Source organism: Acinetobacter sp. 1207_04, assembly GCF_052850415.1.
Map to the genome: position 1 here is coordinate 158,908 of NZ_VXCQ01000008.1, position 18,603 is coordinate 177,510.

General features: G+C 37.6%; 22 protein-coding genes and 1 pseudogene. 9 read left to right on the plus strand and 14 right to left on the minus strand.

Annotated features, from left to right (window positions below; translation table 11 throughout):
• Positions 1-16: 16 nt before the first annotated feature.
• From purF to FW754_RS09375, 8 genes are all read right to left on the minus strand, one after another.
• Positions 17-1,561: an amidophosphoribosyltransferase gene (gene purF / locus FW754_RS09340; protein ID WP_409512732.1), complete on the minus strand. Its 1,545-nt coding sequence runs from the start codon at positions 1,559-1,561 to the stop codon at positions 17-19.
• Positions 1,562-1,585: 24 nt separating this feature from the next.
• Positions 1,586-2,176, minus strand: coding sequence for a CvpA family protein (locus FW754_RS09345; RefSeq protein WP_409512733.1), 591 nt, complete (start codon positions 2,174-2,176; stop codon positions 1,586-1,588).
• Positions 2,177-2,178: 2 nt separating this feature from the next.
• Complete coding sequence (locus FW754_RS09350; RefSeq protein WP_446324477.1) at positions 2,179-3,183, minus strand: quinone-dependent dihydroorotate dehydrogenase; 1,005 nt, start codon at positions 3,181-3,183, stop codon at positions 2,179-2,181.
• Between the two features lie 90 nt (positions 3,184-3,273).
• The gene (gspM, locus tag FW754_RS09355) at positions 3,274-3,753 is read right to left on the minus strand and encodes a type II secretion system protein GspM (RefSeq protein WP_409512735.1); all 480 of its coding nucleotides are present in this window, start codon (positions 3,751-3,753) and stop codon (positions 3,274-3,276) included.
• Positions 3,753-4,895, minus strand: a complete 1,143-nt coding sequence (gene gspL, locus FW754_RS09360; RefSeq protein WP_446324478.1) for a type II secretion system protein GspL — start codon at positions 4,893-4,895, stop codon at positions 3,753-3,755. The genes gspM and gspL overlap by 1 nt, the downstream gene beginning before the upstream one ends.
• 40 nt (positions 4,896-4,935) lie before the next feature.
• Complete coding sequence (locus tag FW754_RS09365) at positions 4,936-5,397, minus strand: SixA phosphatase family protein (RefSeq protein WP_409512737.1); 462 nt, start codon at positions 5,395-5,397, stop codon at positions 4,936-4,938.
• A gap of 144 nt (positions 5,398-5,541) precedes the next feature.
• Positions 5,542-6,615, minus strand: coding sequence for an NAD(P)H-dependent glycerol-3-phosphate dehydrogenase (locus FW754_RS09370; RefSeq protein WP_446324479.1), 1,074 nt, complete (start codon positions 6,613-6,615; stop codon positions 5,542-5,544).
• 112 nt (positions 6,616-6,727) lie between these two features.
• The gene (locus tag FW754_RS09375; protein ID WP_446324480.1) at positions 6,728-7,303 is read right to left on the minus strand and encodes a nitroreductase family protein; all 576 of its coding nucleotides are present in this window, start codon (positions 7,301-7,303) and stop codon (positions 6,728-6,730) included.
• A 211-nt stretch (positions 7,304-7,514) separates the two neighbouring features.
• Between FW754_RS09375 and FW754_RS09380 the strand changes: the two genes are divergently transcribed.
• Positions 7,515-7,895 (plus strand): hypothetical protein, encoded by a 381-nt coding sequence (locus tag FW754_RS09380; RefSeq protein ID WP_446324494.1) that lies wholly within the window; start codon positions 7,515-7,517, stop codon positions 7,893-7,895.
• 102 nt (positions 7,896-7,997) lie between these two features.
• Here the strand turns inward: FW754_RS09380 and rhlB are convergent, their stop codons facing one another.
• Positions 7,998-9,149 (minus strand): ATP-dependent RNA helicase RhlB, encoded by a 1,152-nt coding sequence (gene rhlB / locus FW754_RS09385; RefSeq protein ID WP_419349479.1) that lies wholly within the window; start codon positions 9,147-9,149, stop codon positions 7,998-8,000.
• Positions 9,150-9,253: 104 nt separating this feature from the next.
• Positions 9,254-9,466: a cold-shock protein gene (locus FW754_RS09390; protein WP_409512742.1), complete on the minus strand. Its 213-nt coding sequence runs from the start codon at positions 9,464-9,466 to the stop codon at positions 9,254-9,256.
• A 393-nt stretch (positions 9,467-9,859) separates the two neighbouring features.
• On the opposite strand from FW754_RS09390, the gene FW754_RS09395 reads away from it, so the two are divergent.
• The 7 genes and pseudogenes from FW754_RS09395 (at position 9,860) to FW754_RS09425 (ending at position 13,520) form a co-directional block, all read left to right on the plus strand.
• Positions 9,860-10,108, plus strand: coding sequence for a sulfurtransferase TusA family protein (locus FW754_RS09395; protein ID WP_446324481.1), 249 nt, complete (start codon positions 9,860-9,862; stop codon positions 10,106-10,108).
• A gap of 148 nt (positions 10,109-10,256) precedes the next feature.
• The gene (gene rpoH / locus FW754_RS09400; protein ID WP_409512744.1) at positions 10,257-11,126 is read left to right on the plus strand and encodes an RNA polymerase sigma factor RpoH; all 870 of its coding nucleotides are present in this window, start codon (positions 10,257-10,259) and stop codon (positions 11,124-11,126) included.
• A 161-nt stretch (positions 11,127-11,287) separates the two neighbouring features.
• Positions 11,288-11,653 (plus strand): DUF423 domain-containing protein, encoded by a 366-nt coding sequence (locus FW754_RS09405; protein ID WP_446324482.1) that lies wholly within the window; start codon positions 11,288-11,290, stop codon positions 11,651-11,653.
• 63 nt (positions 11,654-11,716) lie between these two features.
• Complete coding sequence (thiS, locus tag FW754_RS09410; protein ID WP_409512746.1) at positions 11,717-11,914, plus strand: sulfur carrier protein ThiS; 198 nt, start codon at positions 11,717-11,719, stop codon at positions 11,912-11,914.
• A gap of 13 nt (positions 11,915-11,927) precedes the next feature.
• Positions 11,928-12,740 (plus strand): thiazole synthase, encoded by an 813-nt coding sequence (locus FW754_RS09415; RefSeq protein WP_419349487.1) that lies wholly within the window; start codon positions 11,928-11,930, stop codon positions 12,738-12,740.
• Between the two features lie 207 nt (positions 12,741-12,947).
• Positions 12,948-13,004 (plus strand): annotated as a pseudogene (locus tag FW754_RS09420) (FG-GAP repeat protein); the annotation flags it as partial.
• A gap of 81 nt (positions 13,005-13,085) precedes the next feature.
• A complete protein-coding gene (locus FW754_RS09425) occupies positions 13,086-13,520 on the plus strand; it encodes a hypothetical protein (protein WP_446324483.1) in 435 nt (144 codons plus the stop codon).
• Between the two features lie 107 nt (positions 13,521-13,627).
• Here FW754_RS09425 and FW754_RS09430 read toward each other — a convergent pair whose 3' ends face one another.
• The 3 genes from FW754_RS09430 to FW754_RS09440 all read right to left on the minus strand — a co-directional run bounded on the left by FW754_RS09430 (position 13,628) and on the right by FW754_RS09440 (position 15,376).
• Positions 13,628-13,948 (minus strand): putative quinol monooxygenase, encoded by a 321-nt coding sequence (locus FW754_RS09430; protein WP_446324484.1) that lies wholly within the window; start codon positions 13,946-13,948, stop codon positions 13,628-13,630.
• Positions 13,949-13,960: 12 nt separating this feature from the next.
• Positions 13,961-14,542, minus strand: a complete 582-nt coding sequence (locus FW754_RS09435) for an NAD(P)H-dependent oxidoreductase (RefSeq protein ID WP_446324485.1) — start codon at positions 14,540-14,542, stop codon at positions 13,961-13,963.
• Positions 14,543-14,764: 222 nt separating this feature from the next.
• Positions 14,765-15,376 carry a glutathione binding-like protein gene (locus tag FW754_RS09440; protein WP_409512751.1) on the minus strand — a complete coding sequence of 204 codons (612 nt, stop codon included), beginning with the start codon at positions 15,374-15,376 and terminating at the stop codon, positions 14,765-14,767.
• A 217-nt stretch (positions 15,377-15,593) separates the two neighbouring features.
• Between FW754_RS09440 and FW754_RS09445 the strand changes: the two genes are divergently transcribed.
• Positions 15,594-17,048: a SulP family inorganic anion transporter gene (locus FW754_RS09445; protein ID WP_446324486.1), complete on the plus strand. Its 1,455-nt coding sequence runs from the start codon at positions 15,594-15,596 to the stop codon at positions 17,046-17,048.
• An 84-nt stretch (positions 17,049-17,132) separates the two neighbouring features.
• On the opposite strand, the gene FW754_RS09450 is transcribed toward FW754_RS09445, so the two are convergent.
• On the minus strand, positions 17,133-18,603 hold a 1,471-nt coding region (locus FW754_RS09450; RefSeq protein ID WP_446324487.1), incomplete at its 5' end, for a YadA-like family protein.

Sequence of the window (18,603 nt, forward strand, 5' to 3'; positions counted from 1 at the left end):
GTTTTTATTTTAGAAATTAAAGCATTTCTTTAATACCACTCAAGTCAACCGATGCTGCATCAATATTCACATCGATATAACCATCTTTATCTTTTTTTGCTAAATCGCTACGGCTTTGCTCAAGTGTATCCAGATATTGCTCATCAATATCACCTGTAACATACACACCATCAAAAACTGAACAATCAAACTCAGTCACTGCAGGAACTTTGCTTGTACGCACAGCATCTTTTAAATCATCCAAATCTTGGAAAATTAAACGATCTGCACCAATAATGTCACGAATTTGCTCAACACTACGATGTGATGCGATCAATTCAGCTTTTGCAGGCATATCAATACCATACACATTTGGATATTTCACCATCGGTGCAGCTGAAGCAAAGAATACATTTTTTGCACCCGAATCACGCGCCATTTGAATGATTTCATTACACGTTGTACCACGTACAATTGAGTCATCAACCAACAGTACATTTTTGCCTTTAAACTCAAGCTCAACAGGGTTTAACTTTTGGCGTACTGATTTTTCACGTTGTTGTTGACCAGGCATAATGAAAGTACGACCGATATAACGGTTTTTCATGAAGCCTTCACGAAATTTCACACCGAGCATATTAGCAAGTTCAAGCGCAGAGGTACGACTGGTATCTGGAATTGGAATCACTACATCAATATCATGCTCTGTACCCCACTCTTGAAGAATTTTCTTCGCAAGCTTCTCACCCATTTTTAAACGTGCTTTGTAAACCGAGATACCATCAATGGTTGCGTCTGGACGTGCAAAGTAAACATATTCAAAAATACATGGACGATAGCGTGGTGCTTCAGCACATTGTTGTGCAAACAATTCACCTTTAGCATTAATGAAAATAGCTTCACCCGGCTCAATATCACGCTCAACTTTAAAACCTAGCGAGGTAATCGCAACCGATTCAGATGCAATGATATATTCCATTTCACCTTGTTCAGTTAAACGCGAACCGTAGATGAGTGGACGGATACCATTTGGATCACGGAAACCAACAATACCGTGACCGGTAATCATCGTTACCACGCCATAAGCACCTTTACAACGCTCATGCACACGTTTCACCGTATAAAAAATATCATCAGGTGTTGGTGCAAGTGTTGCACGTTTTTGCAGTTCGTGTGCAAAAACATTCAGTAAGACTTCTGAATCTGAATCGGTATTCATATGACGTAAGTCAGTTTTGAATAAATCATCATGAATATCAGATGCATTGGTCAAGTTGCCATTATGTGCAAGCGTAATACCATACGGTGAATTCACATAAAAAGGCTGCGCTTCTGCACTGCTCGATGAACCTGCGGTCGGATAACGCACATGTCCAATACCATAGTTACCCAATAATGCACGCATGTGACGTGTATGAAATACATCACGCACCATACCGTTGTCTTTTCTTAAGAAAAGACGACCATTATGGCAAGTCACGATCCCAGCTGCATCTTGTCCACGATGTTGTAACATCGTCAACGCATCAAATAACATTTGGTTAACAGGTGATTTACCAGCTATACCAACGACTCCACACATAACTACCTCACAGACCAGCTAGGACTAATAAAACGGATTTTTGGTTGAGTGTTCTGCCTTTCCTTCCTTCGTAGAGGCTGGCATATCAGAATCACTAACAGAATGTTCTTTTTGAGAATCTTCTGGACTTATATGTTGCAATGCTTCATTTGCTACATCTTTGGATAACTCAGATGCAAATGGTGCAAATGGCAATAGCGTCTGAATAAGTTTCGACTGTTTCCATGTAGGTGAACTACTCACCCATGGTCCCAATCCTTGCATAGTTATGAGGACGACAAACAAACCTTTCAAGGTTCCAAGCCCAGCCCCTGCTAAACGGTTAAGAGGCCCAAGTTTGAGTGTCTTTAAAATTCGATTGAGCAAAGCGGTGATAATCCACGTCAATACAATGATTAACATGACAATAAATGCAAAAGCTGCAATCTTCTGTACCACTGGATCCTGACTCAGGGAGGACATGGCTGGTGCAATTAACGTGGCATATTTTGCGCCCATAATCAATGCAACAACCCAACCAATCAAGTTCGCAAAGGCTTTTACAAATCCTAGTCGCAAACCGTTGAACCCTCCAATCAATAATATAATCAGAATGATAATATCAGGGGTGTTCATAATTAGGTCATTGCGTTCACACAGTCAGCAATTAAGTCTGGACCTGTGTAAATCATACCACTATAAATTTGAACCAACGATGCACCTGCATTTTGTTTTGCAACCGCATGTTCACCCGCCAAAATACCACCTACACCAATCAGTGGAATTTCATTTTTTAGAATTTTAGCAAACGCTTCTAAGCATAGTGTACTTTTTTCAAATACAGGAGCACCCGATAAACCACCCGCTTCATCACCAAAAGGCAGACCTTCCACACCTTCACGTGACAAGGTTGTATTGGTTACAATCAGACCATCAAGTTTAAATTGCAATAATTGTGCAGCAATAAACTCAATATCGTTTGGCTCTAAGTCAGGGGCAACTTTTAAAACCAACGGCACATAATGCTGTTGTTCTTCAGCTAGCTCTAATTGACGTTTTTTTAAAGTTTCAAGCAATTCAGTTAATGCATGACCACTTTGTAAAGAACGCAAATTTTTCGTATTTGGAGAAGAAATATTAACAGTGATATAAGAGGCGTAGTTATAGACTTTTTCAAGACAAATTAAATAATCTGAAACAGCATCTTCTACAGGCGTTGCAGCATTTTTACCAATATTGATACCAAGCACGCCTTTAAATTTAGCTGCTTTAACATTTTCAACAAGTTGATCAACACCATCATTATTAAAACCCATACGGTTAATAATGGCTTTAGCTTGAGCTACTCGGAATAAACGAGGTTTTGGATTACCTTCCTGCGGTTTCGGTGTAATGGTTCCAATTTCAATAAAACCAAAGCCTAACGCAGCAAGCGCATCAATATAAGCACCATTTTTATCCAAGCCCGCAGCAAGACCGACAGGATTTGGAAATTGGATACCCATACAGGTCACAGGCTTGGCAGCCACCTGATTGCGGATTGCACCCATTTTATGGGCAGATTTAAGCAATGACAGTGTGAGTTCATGTGCACGCTCTGGTGCTAAAGAAAACAACAAAGGGCGAGCAAGTGAATACATCATAGCTAGAAAAGTCTACTGCTTTTTAAGTTGCCGTATTATAGGCACACAATGTTAAAAAGGCTATGCCCGATAGGCGTTTATTTTCAATGCTTACTGTATAGTCGCTGTTAATTTAATCTGCCCATCTGCCTTAGAAAGCTGCATTTTTTCAATACTCAAACCCGCTTGTGCAAGTTGAGTCAGCAGATTAGCCAAAATGGCATAATTTTCATGCTGAGCACTGAGTTGTATTTGCTCACCCATTTGCTGAGAGGTGATTGCAATCCCTTGCTGTTGAGCAATTTGTTGGATTTTTTCCGCAGACGTCATCACCAAATCATCAGAGGGTTGAATCGTAACAACATTACTTTGCATCCACACAATACTTTCTTTGATTTCATTCAAACGTTTTTGCTGATTTTCTGCCGCTTTATGCGTATAAAATAGCGCAGAACCGACACCAGCAACCAAAACAAATAGCGTGGTAAAAACTACCATTACGCGCTCACGAGGTGACATCCGCTCAAGGTTCTCAGTCAATCGCTCAAACAGAACATCTAATTTATTTTGCACAAGCTCTAATGCTTTCATTATTGTATTTTCACCAATCCGATCACTGTTGTACCCTGAGTTTGTACGTTACCTAATTCCGCTTTAAAACCTTGTTGATTTAACTGCTGAACTAAAGTCTGCAAACTATCTGAAGACTTTGCGACTAAATCCATATTTAACACCGATGCTTCATAATTAACTTGATTGGCAATAATCTGATGTTGCATCAAAATTGGACCTACACGACTCAACAATTGTAAAGCTTGAGTATCTCCTGTTTGACTCTTATTTAGACGACTTTGAAAATTACTTCGAACATTCTGCTCAGTTGTGCGCTCTGTACGCCCAAACCAAGATTGATACTGCTCAACCGCAAGCATAGCGGTTTGGTCTGCTATTTTTTTCAGTTTTATCCAACGCAATGTATCGTAGCTCAATTGCACCACAATCAAAGCAACCACAAGTACTGCACAAGCCTTCCAATAGCCCGTAACACCACTACTTTCTGTTTTTGCTTTCGGTAAAACATTGTAAGGATGCTGCTTTGGCTTTTTAATCTCAGTTAATTCATAAACAAAGCTTTCTCTTTGATCTGATGGCGCAATGGCAAATAAGCTTTCCACTTGTGCATCACTCAAACCACTGTACATATACTGCCGATCTTTCGGTGCATAATCTAAATACAAAGCTAAATCATCAATCGAATTTCCTAAAAATTCATTTTCACGCACCAATAAATGCCCATTGATATTGGCAAGTACAATTTGGTTTTTTTCAGAAATGGGTAACATGAGAAAATCAGGCAACAAAGCTACAACTTTAACTGGTAACAATGTCAATGCGTGTTGCATTGTGATCACTGCATTATTAGCAATACCTAAAATTGACACTTGATCAGGTTGCTCAAAATGCGAAAAAACTTTCATCTGCTCCACAGGAATAATTACATATTCTTCGAGCAAATATTTAATTCCTTCGGAAGCCAATTGTTTATATTGTGCTTTGCTTAATTGTTGCTGAACAATTTGTACTTCACGACTCGGGAAATACACCACAGCATCATCAGTTTTCTCAAGTTTAATGTCTTGAATTAATTGCTCAAGGCTTTCTGCCTTTTGCCAATGACCACCATTCGACCATTGCCATTCCCCGTTAGATTCAGGCATCCATATATGCAACATCTATTTATTCTGCCCTGTCATTCATTATATTTAAATCTGTTTATACCGCAGGTACAAATGCTTTTTTTTGCGTCGACAAACCATTTGCAATCACAGCTTGCTCGTAAATACGAGCTTCAGCGAGTGCAAAAGGATTAAAATACTCACCTGTGAGTTGTTCTGCAATATGAGCAATAACATTCATGTGGCACACCACTACAATACGCTCATAAGGCAACTGAGATAACCAATCAATGGCAAACTTTGCATCATCTTCAGGTTTGATTTTATCGCAAATCAGCACAGGAATATCTAAATCTTTAAAATTTTGTTGGATTCCTGCAAGCGTTTGCTGTGCACGTAACAATGGACTCACTACAAATACATCAGGTTGTACCTGCTGTTGTACAAAACGAGCTGTTTCAACCGCTTGAAGTTGACCGCGTACAGTCAATGGGCGTTTATCATCATTACCATCGAGCGCAGGTGATGCCTCTCCATGACGAACCAAAGTCAGTTGCATAATTATTTTCCTTAACTTCTAACGCTATTTTTTGATTTAGAAAACCAACTCTCAATTTTATTTTCAAGTTTCGTTAAAATTTAAGCCTATCTATAGGTCAAATAGACTTCATTTTAAACCAATCTATTTTACACTCAATTCTATTTAAACTTGATGATGTGGCAATACAAATTCAACATCACTACGATGTCCATTTTTCATCAATGAAACCGCAATATTCAATGGTGGTGCACCCTCAAAAATCACTTCATACAGCGCCATAGTAATCGGCATATAGACATCTAATTCTTTTGCACGGGCATGAACCTGCACAATAGTATTAATCCCCTCTGCCGTCTGCCCCAATTCTCGTGTCGCTTGCTCAAGCGTTTTACCCGAACCGAGGGCAAAACCCACTTGATAATTACGACTAAGTGGACTATTACACGTTGCAAATAAATCACCAACACCAGATAGCCCCAAGAAAGTCAGAGGATTTGCACCTAATTTCACTGCAAAACGACTCATTTCAGCCAAGGCACGGGTCAAAATCATACTTTTAGTATTTTCACCGACTTTATGCGCGACCGCCATTCCCATAGCAACTGCATAAATATTTTTCAGCGCACCACCCAATTCAACACCGTGCACATCATCACTACCAAACACACGAAATAATGCACTGTGTAATGCCTGTTGTACCGCATAGCGCACCAACTCAGAATCACTTGCAATTACTGTTCCTGCTGGCTGACCCGCAACAATTTCTTTTGCCAAATTTGGACCTGATAACACACCAAAAGGCACTTCAGGAAGTTCTTGCTGAATAATATCACTCATAAAGCTAAAGGTTTTCGCCTCTACACCTTTAGTCAATGACACCACCGCTTGTGACGTAATAAAGGGTTTAATTTGACGTAAAACATCTCGAAATGAATGACTTGGTATCGCGACTAAAATAATGTCACGATTTGACACTGCTTTTTCAAGATTGGACTCTGCACGCAAGCCTTCTTCCAACTGAAAACCAGGCAAATAACGCTGATTGATATGCGTTGCATTAATTTCAGTCGCAATAGTTTCGTCACGAATCCAAATCATGGTATCGCAACCATTACGCACTGCAGTATTTGCCATAGCTGTACCAAAGCTACCACCACCAAGCACAGTTACTCTTAATGCTGTTTTCTGATTGACCGCAACAGGGCTGACCAAATCTTTAAATTGTAATTCCGACATTGTTATTATCCCAATCAATCTGTGTTGGAGGACTTACAACCTCCAACCTCAAATAAAACCAAATGACATCTACATTTTGTTTTATATTATTTCAATACATCTAAAATTTAGCTTATAGCTGCCATGTCGTCACAAATTCAGCACTATCCACATCAACACGAGATGGAATCGCTTTAACAGCAGTTCCAATATAAATAATTCCCGATATTAAATCTCGATCATTCAAACCCAATTGACGTTTCAATAAAGCCGACTCTACCACGGCCCCACTACGCCAAATACTTGAAAAACCTTGTGCTTGTAATGACAATAAAAAATTCTGCACAGCGGCACCCGTACTCAAAGTCTGCTCAAAAAAAGGAACTTTGGGATGATCCTGAAAGCGAGTGACTGCAAGTACCAATAATGGCGCACGAAATGGATGACTCTTAACACGTTCAACTTGAACAGGATCAGTTTCACCTAAATCAGCAACAGCATCTGCCAACAACAGACCAAAAGCTTCTCGCTGTTCTGTCTCAATCTGAATAAAATGTGTAGGCTTTAAACGATGATGATCAGGTGCAGTCAGTGCAGCCTGAAATGCTTGTGTAAGTTGTGCTTTATTTGGCGCAGGCTCAATAAGATGCCCAATAGACTGACGTTGATGCATATTGTCATGAACAATTTGTAATTTTGAATCCACCATTACCCTATACACTGTCAATTTAAACTGATGCACAAGAGTAGCATATTCATAAAAAACTAAGCTACGTTCTACCTGTGGAAAAATGATGGCATTACCTTGTTTTCACAGTAAAACCATAGAAAACTTCAAATTTAATACATCCATACTGTTCTTTATGCATGATGCTGTGCTTAGATAGATTCAATTTCAATACATGAGTAGCAATAAGATGATGAAAAAATATATAACTATATCGTTAGGCGTTGCTGTTGTTGCCGCACTATCAGCTTGCGCATCCTCACCGACCCAATCATTAGCGATTCAAAAAGCAGACAATCAATATGAAGTCACGGGACTTGGTAAAAGTCAGATTATTGCAAAAAATAATGCCATCTCTGCAGCAAATGCAACATGCGGTAAGAAAGCAACTCCTGTTGTTTCCAATGAAAAAACTGAATACAACGGTGCATTAAAAGGTGTCTTTGATGAAGAAACAGGGAAAATGATTACTGCTGCTGCGGGCGTACTTGGCTCAGTATTGGGTACAAACACTAACATTGAGAAAGATACAGATTATCAAACTACGCTAACTTTTAGCTGCAAAGCGAATTAATTTATTAGTTAAAAATCAAATCTTTGTTTATAAATGTAAAAAACCTCTCAAAGTGAGAGGTTTTTTCATACAGCATCTTATTAAAAATATAATTAAAATAAATTAGCAATAGCCTTCCAAACGTGTCAATGGTAACTTTTGACCAATCGCTTTTTCAATTTCAGGCAAATAAAATGCATCATCTTCAGACAAGAAACTAATACTCACACCCTGCGTACCCGCGCGCCCTGTACGACCAATACGATGTACATAATCATCTGATTGCTCAGGCAAAGTAAAGTTCACGACATGCGACACACCGTCGACATGAATACCACGACCTGCAACATCCGTTGCAATCATAATATTATGTTGACCATTCTTAAACTGATCGAGCATTTTCAAGCGTTTATCTTGTGCAATTTCACCTGACAACATCACTACTTTATAACCATCTTTTTTCAAATGATCATACAACTTACGCACTTGATCACGACGATTAGCAAAAATCATTACTTTTTCAATTGGCTCATCACGCAAAATATCTTGTAATAACTTATACTTATCTTTGCGCTCAACCACATACACACGCTGTTCAACATCAGCATTGGTTTTCTTTTCTGGTTCAATTTCAACTGTCACAGGCTCACACAACCACTGTTTTGCTAAGTTTAAAACATCATAACTAAACGTTGCCGAAAACAATAAAGTCTGTCGTTGCTCTTTGCGTGGTGAATAACGAACAATACGCTTAACCGATGGAATAAATCCCATATCAAGTAAGCGATCTGCTTCATCAATGACTAAAAATTCAATTTGATCTAACCACACTTCTTTTTGTTCAATAAAATCGATTAGGCGACCTGGTGTTGCCACCATAATATCGACAAAATTCTGACTCAGTGGCTTTTTTTGCTTATCAAAATCAACACCACCGACTAATGCTTGCACATTTAAAGAACTAAATTTCACCAAATCACGAGCATCACTTTCAATTTGCATTGCAAGTTCACGCGTCGGTGCCAAAATTAAAGCACGTGGCTCACCACGAAAACGTTGCTCTTTAATTGGATTATTGAGCAAATCATTAATAATACTAATTAAAAATGCTGCTGTCTTTCCTGTACCTGTTTGTGCACGACCAATTGCATCATGACCACCCAATGTATATTTCAATACTTTTTGCTGAATGGGAGTCATTTCTTTAAACCCTAGAGCATCAATCGCTTGACTGAGTTGCGGATGTAAATTTAGGGTTTTAAAACTAGATGCCATAGAGCTGCTCTAACTGTAGTGGAGTAAATTCGAAGGGTATTATAAACAAAAAAGCCTCAACATGATATTGAGGCTTTTTTTATATTCAGTTCGAGAACCAAATATTAGTCTAAAGGCTGTACTTCTTCAGCCTGAAAACCTTTTTGACCTTGTACTACGCTGAATTCAACGCGTTGGCCGTCACGAAGTGAACGGTGACCGTCACCTTGGATAGCACGGAAGTGAACGAATACATCGTCGCCACCTTGACGTTGAATAAAGCCGAAACCTTTAGTGTCGTTGAACCATTTAACAACGCCTTGTTCGCGAGCTGTCATAAGTTAATCCTCTGTAGTGATGAAAAAGGACCACCCGGTGTTGCAAACAGCAGAGCAAACAAAGTTTCAAAATATTTTTGTATTTCAAAGCTTGTAATCATTCTGTAAAACTATTTACCAAATCCCGGTTACATCCATTCAGAATTTAGGTTTTAAAACAACAAATTAATTGCTCTATTACCTAAACACAAAACGAGCTTATCATGGGTTTATTACAATTAATAGATTTTTTTTAGATAATTATTTCCAAATATCGAATGTTAATTTTTTTCGCTCTATTTTTATGCATGATTTAAAAAGTAAATTTACAACTTTTACATATTTTTAAGTTTAGCAATGACATCTGCTTTGCTATAATTCCACACCATAAAATAGTTTTAAATTTAAGCCCAAATGACTGATCTAACCATTGATACAAAACGCCCTGATTATGAAGTCGATGCAATAGGAAAGCCTTGTCCTATGCCACTTTTATTGTTAAAAAAACAATTGAAAAAAGTGTCATCAAAGCAAATCATTCTCGTCAAATCTTCCGATCCACACAGTGAAATTGATATCAGTCGCTATTGTCAATTGCATGCATTGAATATGCAAATGTTTAAGCTTTCCGACTCTGAATTTCATTACTTAATTGAATCGTAATTATTTTCAATTTGTATATAAATGCAACACAAGCAGTTGCCTTTGCATAAAAATTTACATTTTTACACTATTTCCTCTTAATTCTGCATGTTTTTGGCATTAAGATGAAGACCATTGTTAAAAAATTTGATCCGATTAAGGAGTACTCATGAGCGACAGCAGCAATCAATTGATGCCCCTGTCCTTATCTGCACCAGGTGTAAACCTCGGGGCTTATATCAGCACGGTCAATCAAATTCCAATTCTGACCGCTGAACAAGAAAAAGAGCTTGCAGATCGTTATTTTTACGATCAAGATTTGGATGCCGCAAAAATGTTGGTAATGTCTCACCTACGTTTTGTTGTGCATATTGCTCGTAGTTATGCGGGCTATGGACTTCCACAAGGTGATTTAATCCAAGAAGGCAACTTAGGCTTAATGAAAGCGGTAAAACGTTTTGACCCAACGATGGGTGTCCGTTTGGTGTCTTTTGCAGTACATTGGATTAAAGCTGAAATTCATGAATACGTGATTCGTAACTGGCGGATTGTCAAAATTGCGACTACTAAAGCACAACGTAAACTATTTTTTAACCTCCGTAGTCTTAAAAAATCAAGCAAAAAACTCACCCTTGAAGAAGCTAAATCAATTGCTAATGATTTAAATGTAACGCCTGAACAAGTGCTCGAAATGGAAGGTCGTTTAACTGCTTATGATGCTGCTTTTGAAGCACAAGGCGAAGATGACGATGATAATTCCACCTATGTTGCTCCTTCTTTATATCTCGAAGATAATCGTTACGACCCTGCTCGTTTGGTTGAAGAAGAAGATTATGAAGAACAAAGTAATAACGCCTTGCACAGCGCAATGGAACAACTTGATGATCGTTCACGCAATATTTTACAGCGTCGTTGGTTAGATGATGATAAATCGACCTTACATGAATTGGCTGCTGAATATAATGTATCCGCGGAACGTATTCGTCAGTTAGAAAAAAATGCGATGGATAAAATTAAAGTAGCGATGTCGTCCAACTAAGTCATCCATTCCATTTCTAATGAGTAAATCACTTGGTTAGAAATCTGTAAAAGAGCCGATATGGCTCTTTTACTTTATTAATTATTTAAGCAATTTTACCATGATGACAGCTCAATTTTATGTTAATGTTATGCGAAATTTTATTCAGATGAATCACGTTTATGTGGATCGGAATCTCTGCACTAAACCTCGCTTTAGCGGTAGTCTTGGGTGCTTTTGGCGCACATGGATTAAAAAAAATTGCCTCTCCTGAGCAACTCACTTGGTGGCATACCGCAACCGACTATTTTTTCTATCATGCACTTGGCTTACTTGTCTTAGGCATCATCAGTAAAGTCATTCCGCAACTTCCAATAAAAACAAGCTTTTTATTGATTCAAATCGGTATTTTCTTGTTCTGTGGCTCACTGTATATCATGGCACTTGGTTTACCTCGTATATTGGGTGCAATTACTCCAATTGGCGGTGCATTGATGATTTTGGGTTGGCTCGTTCTCGCATGGAATGCCTTTAAACACTTAAAATAATTGGATGTATTGAACACTCATCTTCAATTTGCACACGTATGGACGCTATTAAATGGAACAGTTATGCAAATTTTCTTAAATGGTAAGCCACAAGAAACGTCTTGCCAAAATCTACTGCAACTCATTCAAGAACTTTCTCTCGAAGGTAAACGTTATGCCGTCGAAATGAATGAATTGATCATTTCCAAAAGTAAACTTGAATATACAGTGATTTCTGCACAAGATCGAATTGAAATTATTCAAGCTGTCGGTGGCGGCTAAAATGGAGAAAACCATGCAAGACCTCCCAAATTCATTTAATTATCAAGATTCACCTCTGATCATTGGTTCTCGTACTTTTCAGTCTCGCCTGCTTGTGGGTACAGGTAAGTATCAAGATTTACAAGAAACAGACCTTGCGATTCAAGCCAGTGGAGCTGAAATTGTTACGGTTGCGATTCGCCGCGTCAATATTGGACAGCATCCTGATCAACCGAACTTATTGTCAGTGATCCCACCTGAAAAATACACCATTTTACCTAACACCGCCGGGTGTTTCGATGCCAATAGCGCTGTGCGTACTTGCATGCTCGCACGTGAACTTTTAGATGGCCATAACTTGGTGAAACTTGAAGTTTTAGGTGATGAAAAAACGCTGTATCCAAACATTACCGAAACGCTTAAAGCAGCACGTACACTCATTGATGATGGCTTTGAAATCATGGTCTATACATCAGATGATCCGATTGTAGCTCAAGAGCTTGAAAGTATGGGCTGTGTTGCGATTATGCCTTTAGGTAGTCTGATTGGTTCAGGTTTAGGGATTTTAAATCCACATACTATTTCCATCATAAAAGAAAATGCCAAAGTCCCTGTTTTAGTTGATGCTGGTGTCGGTACAGCAAGTGATGCTGCAATTGCAATGGAACTGGGTTGTGATGGTGTCCTTATGAACACAGCAATTGCAGCCGCACAACATCCTATTTTGATGGCATCGGCAATGAAGAAAGCAGTTGAAGCAGGTCGTGAAGCCTATTTGGCAGGTCGTATGCCACGTAAACGTATGGCGAATGCAAGCTCACCTGAAACAGGATATTTCTTTAAATAGTACTGATCCAATTCAATTGATCATCTATAAGCATCATATAAAAGGGTTCTACGGAATCCTTTTAAATTCATCAAAGTTAAATAAAAAGAATTGAAATCTACAATGATTAAAATAACCTATCTACTGTTTCTTATTAGCTTTTCGTCAGTATGTTTAGCTGAACATACTCCTGCATCATTACATAAATTCATTCCGTAAAACTATGAAATCCTTTCACTATCTACTGGTGATCTCAATAATGATGGTAAAGCAGATCTTGCGATAATTATTCAACCTAAAAACTATAAAATATCTGATCGTAAACTTCTTATTCTATTCAAACAAAATAAAAACGATAACTTGATTTTGACCAAAAAACTCCCCGAATGGACATACCCTGATCATGAAAACTGTCTACCAGATGCCTTTCAAGAACAAGCAATCAAAATTAGAAAACAAGCATTAAGTATCATTTTCAGTTCAATGTCTACTTGTTCAAACTGGTATGGCTCTACAAATACTTACCATTTTAAATGTATTAAAAATGACTTCAAACTCATTGGCTTTGACTACGACTTCACTCAGAAAAACACAGGAGAAGTTCATTATACTAGTATCAACTATATAACTAATAAGAGAAAAATTACTCAAACTTCTATGCAACTTCAATCTTCTAAAGACCAAACTAAAGTCACTTGGCAACACCTCGAAAATTTGAAGTATTATACTTTACAGTCTATTCAATTTAAGCCTGAAGATTTCTTCATCAATGGAATCTTAAAAGACAATCCAACTCAATAGATTATTAAATAAAAAAGCACCCAAAGGTGCTTAATCAAATATTCATAAAAGAAGTAAAGTTACCGTTACATACTTCATCAAGTTGTATTTACTGGCGTTCAATCATTTCACTGCTTTTCCAATATTCTTATTTTAACATCTAAAACCAAATCCTTCACTGCATCAAAATGAGCTTTCATGTGCGCAGTTTGCATATGTACTTCAAGATGTTGCATCGTTTCCCACTGTTCATACATCACCAATGAATAAGGTACTTTTTGTTGTATGGTACTTTCTCTAACAGCAGCAACAACGCTATCAATATACAAATCATAACCATGACAGCCTACTTCTTGTAGAACAGTATTTTGAATGGCTTTAAATGAACCCATAACCCTCTGTAAACTATGCTCTGAATTTGTCAAAATTTCAGCAATAACTGTAAGCATTATTCAATCATCCTAACCAAATAATGCCAATAAATGTTGACGATATTCTGTTTTATATAGCTCAACATTGGGTGCTTTAATCACATCATTTACAATAAATGTCGGTAAACCCTGCATACCTAAAAACTGATTAGCTTTATGAAAGGGTAAATAAACACCATCAACACCTACGCCATTAAAAAATTGATATGGATCAGTAAAAGCATCCTTCGGTGCATTCCACGTCAATGACAGCATATATTTTTTGTCATGTATTAATCCACCTGAACCATATTTTTTAGATGTATCTGAACGGCTACGACCATCACTGGCATATAGAACACCATGCCCTTCAGTAAAAATATCATCAATATATTTTTTTACTGTCCATGGTGAGCCCATCCACCATCCTGGCATTTGATAAATAATGACATCTGCCCAGACATACTTTTGAATTTCTTCTGCAATATCATAGTCTTTATCTGTACGTGTAATTTTAATGTGATGTCCGTTCTCAACAAGCACATCATGTGCTAATTCAGTCAACGTATCATTTAATTCGCCATTGGAATGTGCAAACTGTTTTGCTCCATTGATGATTAAAATATTGCTCATGACTTTACCTTCAATCTATTCAATTTTCAGGCAATATAATGCAAAACATTGTTGAGAAAAATGCTAAAATTTGCAAAATATTATTGATTAAAATTCAACAATTAAAATAGTCAGCACAATCGAAAAGTAAATCATTTATTTCATATTTCTTTCGAAGCCAATCACATCAATCATTTAAGTCAAAAAAAAAGCACCCAAAGGTGCTTTTAACATAAAAATGAATTAAGCAATCAAACCTTCATCACGCATTGCAATTTGTACAGACTGGCGTTCTGCAACTTTATTACGCAAAGCCACAATATTGGTAAATGGTGTTAAATCATGATGAATGACCTTCGACCAATTGGTTAGCACAAATAAATATGCATCGGCAGGACCAAAACGATCATTCACCAAATAGTCATAGTCTGATTTTGCTAAATAATCATCAATATATTTCAGCATTTTATCAATGGTTGCATAGCCACGTACTTTTTCATCTTCTGTAATTTTAGGGTCAAAAAATACAGCATATTCATCATGTAATTCTGAGTTCAAATAACCTAACCATTCCAAAACCTTTGCACGCCCTAATCCCGATGGTGGGATTAAGTCCTGCCCTGCATCATGTTGAGCAATAAAAGGAAGTACTGCGACATTTTCAGTCAAAATCAAACCCGGATTAATTTCTAAAGCAGGCACATATCCTTTTGGATTGATCTCATAATAATCTGCGCCTTTTTCTGTCTTATGTGTTTTGAGATCTACACGCTCAAGATCAAAATCGACATTAATTTCATTCAGTAAAATATGTGCCGCCAAAGAGCATGCGCCCGGTGAATAATATAATTTCATCTCTATTCCTTATTGCTTGTTATAAGTTAATTCTGTTAAATGGCTTATTGACCAATTTCAAGTTTCAAAATGTCAAACTACAAGAAAGCGTAAAACAATAAATAAGCGACTCTTTGAATATTCATTAAAATGAATTCTTTTTCAAGTCAATCTGTTCTGCTTTTTGGTTAAAAGATGCATTAACATACGCATCTTTTTAAAAATTGAATGGTTTATTGTGATCAGTCTGAAGAAACAGGAATGGTTTTCAAACATCCGAACCGATGTATTAGCAGGTTTAGTGGTTGGTTTAGCTCTCATTCCCGAGTCTATTGCATTTTCAGCAATTGCAGGTGTAGATCCTCAGGTGGGTTTATATGCATCTTTTTGTATTGCTGTAACCATTGCATTCTTTGGCGGTCGTACTGCCATGATTTCTGCAGCAACGGGTGCCATGGCATTGCTCATGGTTACTTTAGTCAAAGACCATGGGTTACAGTATTTATTTGCAACAACCATTCTCACTGGAATAATTCAAATCGTTGCTGGTTATTTTAAAGTCGCTAAGTTAATGCGCTTTGTTTCACAATCTGTGGTGTATGGCTTCGTCAATGCTTTGGCAATCTTGATTTTTATCGCACAACTCCCTGAATTATCGCGGATGGATATCACAGGTTATATTTTTGTCGCATTAGGTTTGTGCATTGTTTACTTATTTCCACATCTTCCTAAAATTGGAAAACGTATTCCCTCACCTTTAATTTGTATTGTTTTACTCAGCCTCGTTGCCATGTTATTCAATGCAGACATGCGCACTGTCAGCGATTTAGGAACATTTCCCAATACTTTACCCGTTTTTTTAGTTCCTGAAATCCCATTCAATTTAGAAACATTGAAAATCATTTTTCCTTATGCCATAACATTAGCAACAGTGGGTTTACTTGAAACCATGATGACGACAACAATTGTCAATGAAGTGACTCAAACTGAAGGAGAGCGACATAAAGAATGTCGTGGACAAGGCATTGCCAATATAGTAAGTGGCTTTATGGGAGGAATGGCAGGCTGTGCCATGATTGGACAATCAATTATCAACGTTTCTTCAGGCGCTCGCACTCGCCTATCAACGCTCGTTGCTGGTGTATTTTTGCTTTGCTTAGTGGTTTTTTTTAAAGATTGGTTATCTTACATTCCTATGGCTGCTCTCGTTGCCATTATGATAATGGTCGCATTTACAACAATTAATTGGGATTCTGTCAAAAACTTTTCTAAACATCCAATGCAAAGTAATACAGTCATGATTTTGGTTGTGGTCATTGTTTTAGCAACACACAATCTTGCACTCGGTGTACTTTCAGGGGTTTTATTGTCAGCTTTATTCTTCATTAATAAACTTGAAAATGAAGTGAGGGTTCAATCTGAATTACTCAATAATACAACACGAAAATATACAATTTCAGGGCAAATTTTCTTTAGCAGTGCTGATAAATTCTATCAATTCTTTGATTTTAACGAGAATATCCAGAATGTAGTGATTGATCTGAACCATGCACATATTTGGGATCTTACGTCTGTCTCAATGTTAAATTCGGTTAAAAATAAATTTGAGTCATGTGGTACTCATGTTGAGATATTAGGGCTCAATACAGCAAGCCACACATTAATTGATCGGCTTCATCCTAAAGCAGAATAAAACCAAAAAATTTAATACTTTGAAGTAAAAAACAAAAAGGCGATCAAATATCAATCGCCTTTTTATATCAAATCAAATTAAAGCTTACCAACTAAAGCCTACACCTGCACCACCTGAACCATCTTCATCAGTAAACGCACCACCAACACTTAAGCTTACATTTTCACTGACAATACGTTGATAACCTATAGCAACAGCTTTTTCATCGCCTTGGAAACCTGCAGCTACACCGACTCGATTCAATCCTTTCAAGCCAGCAGTACTCGTTGCCATGTTCATCATTGCTGCTGACATCGCACCTTGACGATCAAATCGCTTATCCACCTCTTTAAAACGGCGATCCGTCTGATAACTAAAATCGGAGAAGCTACTTTCTAAAGTACTCACACGAGTATCCGTATACTCCTTCGAAGATTTTAATGTTTCAGTATTGGCTGCTTGCATTTGACGTAAATTCACCGCATCAGTCTTTTCAGTTGCATCTGCAACATTGGTGATTTGACGTTCATTTCCACTTGAGCCTACCGAAACCGTATTATCTCGTGTAGATGTCGAATCATTACCCAATACCACTGAATTTTTTGCCGAGGTATTGACATTATTTCCAAGTACAAATGTATTGTCACCACTCACAGTATTATCATTACCTACGACATAACTACCATTTGCAGTCACAATATTAGGATCACCAAATGCACCTGAATTATTTCCAGAAACATTGTTCCCTACACCAACTGCAGTAGAGTTATTCCCTGACACAACAGTATTTGGACCAATTGCTGTAGAATTAATCCCCGTACCGCTCGTGTTTCCAGTACCTGTATTTATACCTAGAACTTTACGATCAGTATAAGCATTTGCATCTTTTAATACTGCTGATGTTTGCTGATCGGTATACGTATTTGCACTATTGAGTGTTGCTGAATCCTGTTGGTCTGTATACGTATTTGCACTACTCAAAGTATTAGAAGCTAGTTGATCTGTATAGCTTTTAGCATCTGTTATATTTTTAGCATCTTGTTGATCAATATAGCTTTTAAGATTGCTCTCACTTCCACTATTTTGCTGATCTACATACGCTTTTAAATTTGTTACTGAGGTTTTTAAGGTACTGATTTCAGTATTCACAGCACCAAATGTATCTCCAATATTTGAATAGCTTTTCCCTTGAATTGAGAACGTAGGTAAAGTAAATACGCCACGGCTATAAGTTGCCCCACCACCTAAAATAGATGTTATTTGCTGTGCTCCTGCCGTAGCTTGTGTAGATAACATTGCAACATCCTGATTCGTTGTATATAACTGACCACCTGTTACCGCATCTTTTGAGCTTACTGTTGAAATATCACCATTTTGTAAATTGGTAATTTTCGTACCACTTGTACCTTTCAGCGTAATGACATCTTGTGTTGCCGTATCATATTGCACTGCCAATTGGTTAAGTGTGCCTTGACCCGATTTTAAATTGGCAATATCGCCTTCATTCGTGGTAACACGACCACCTAATGTATTAATCGCATTACTATTGGTAGTAATTTTTCCATCCAATATGCCA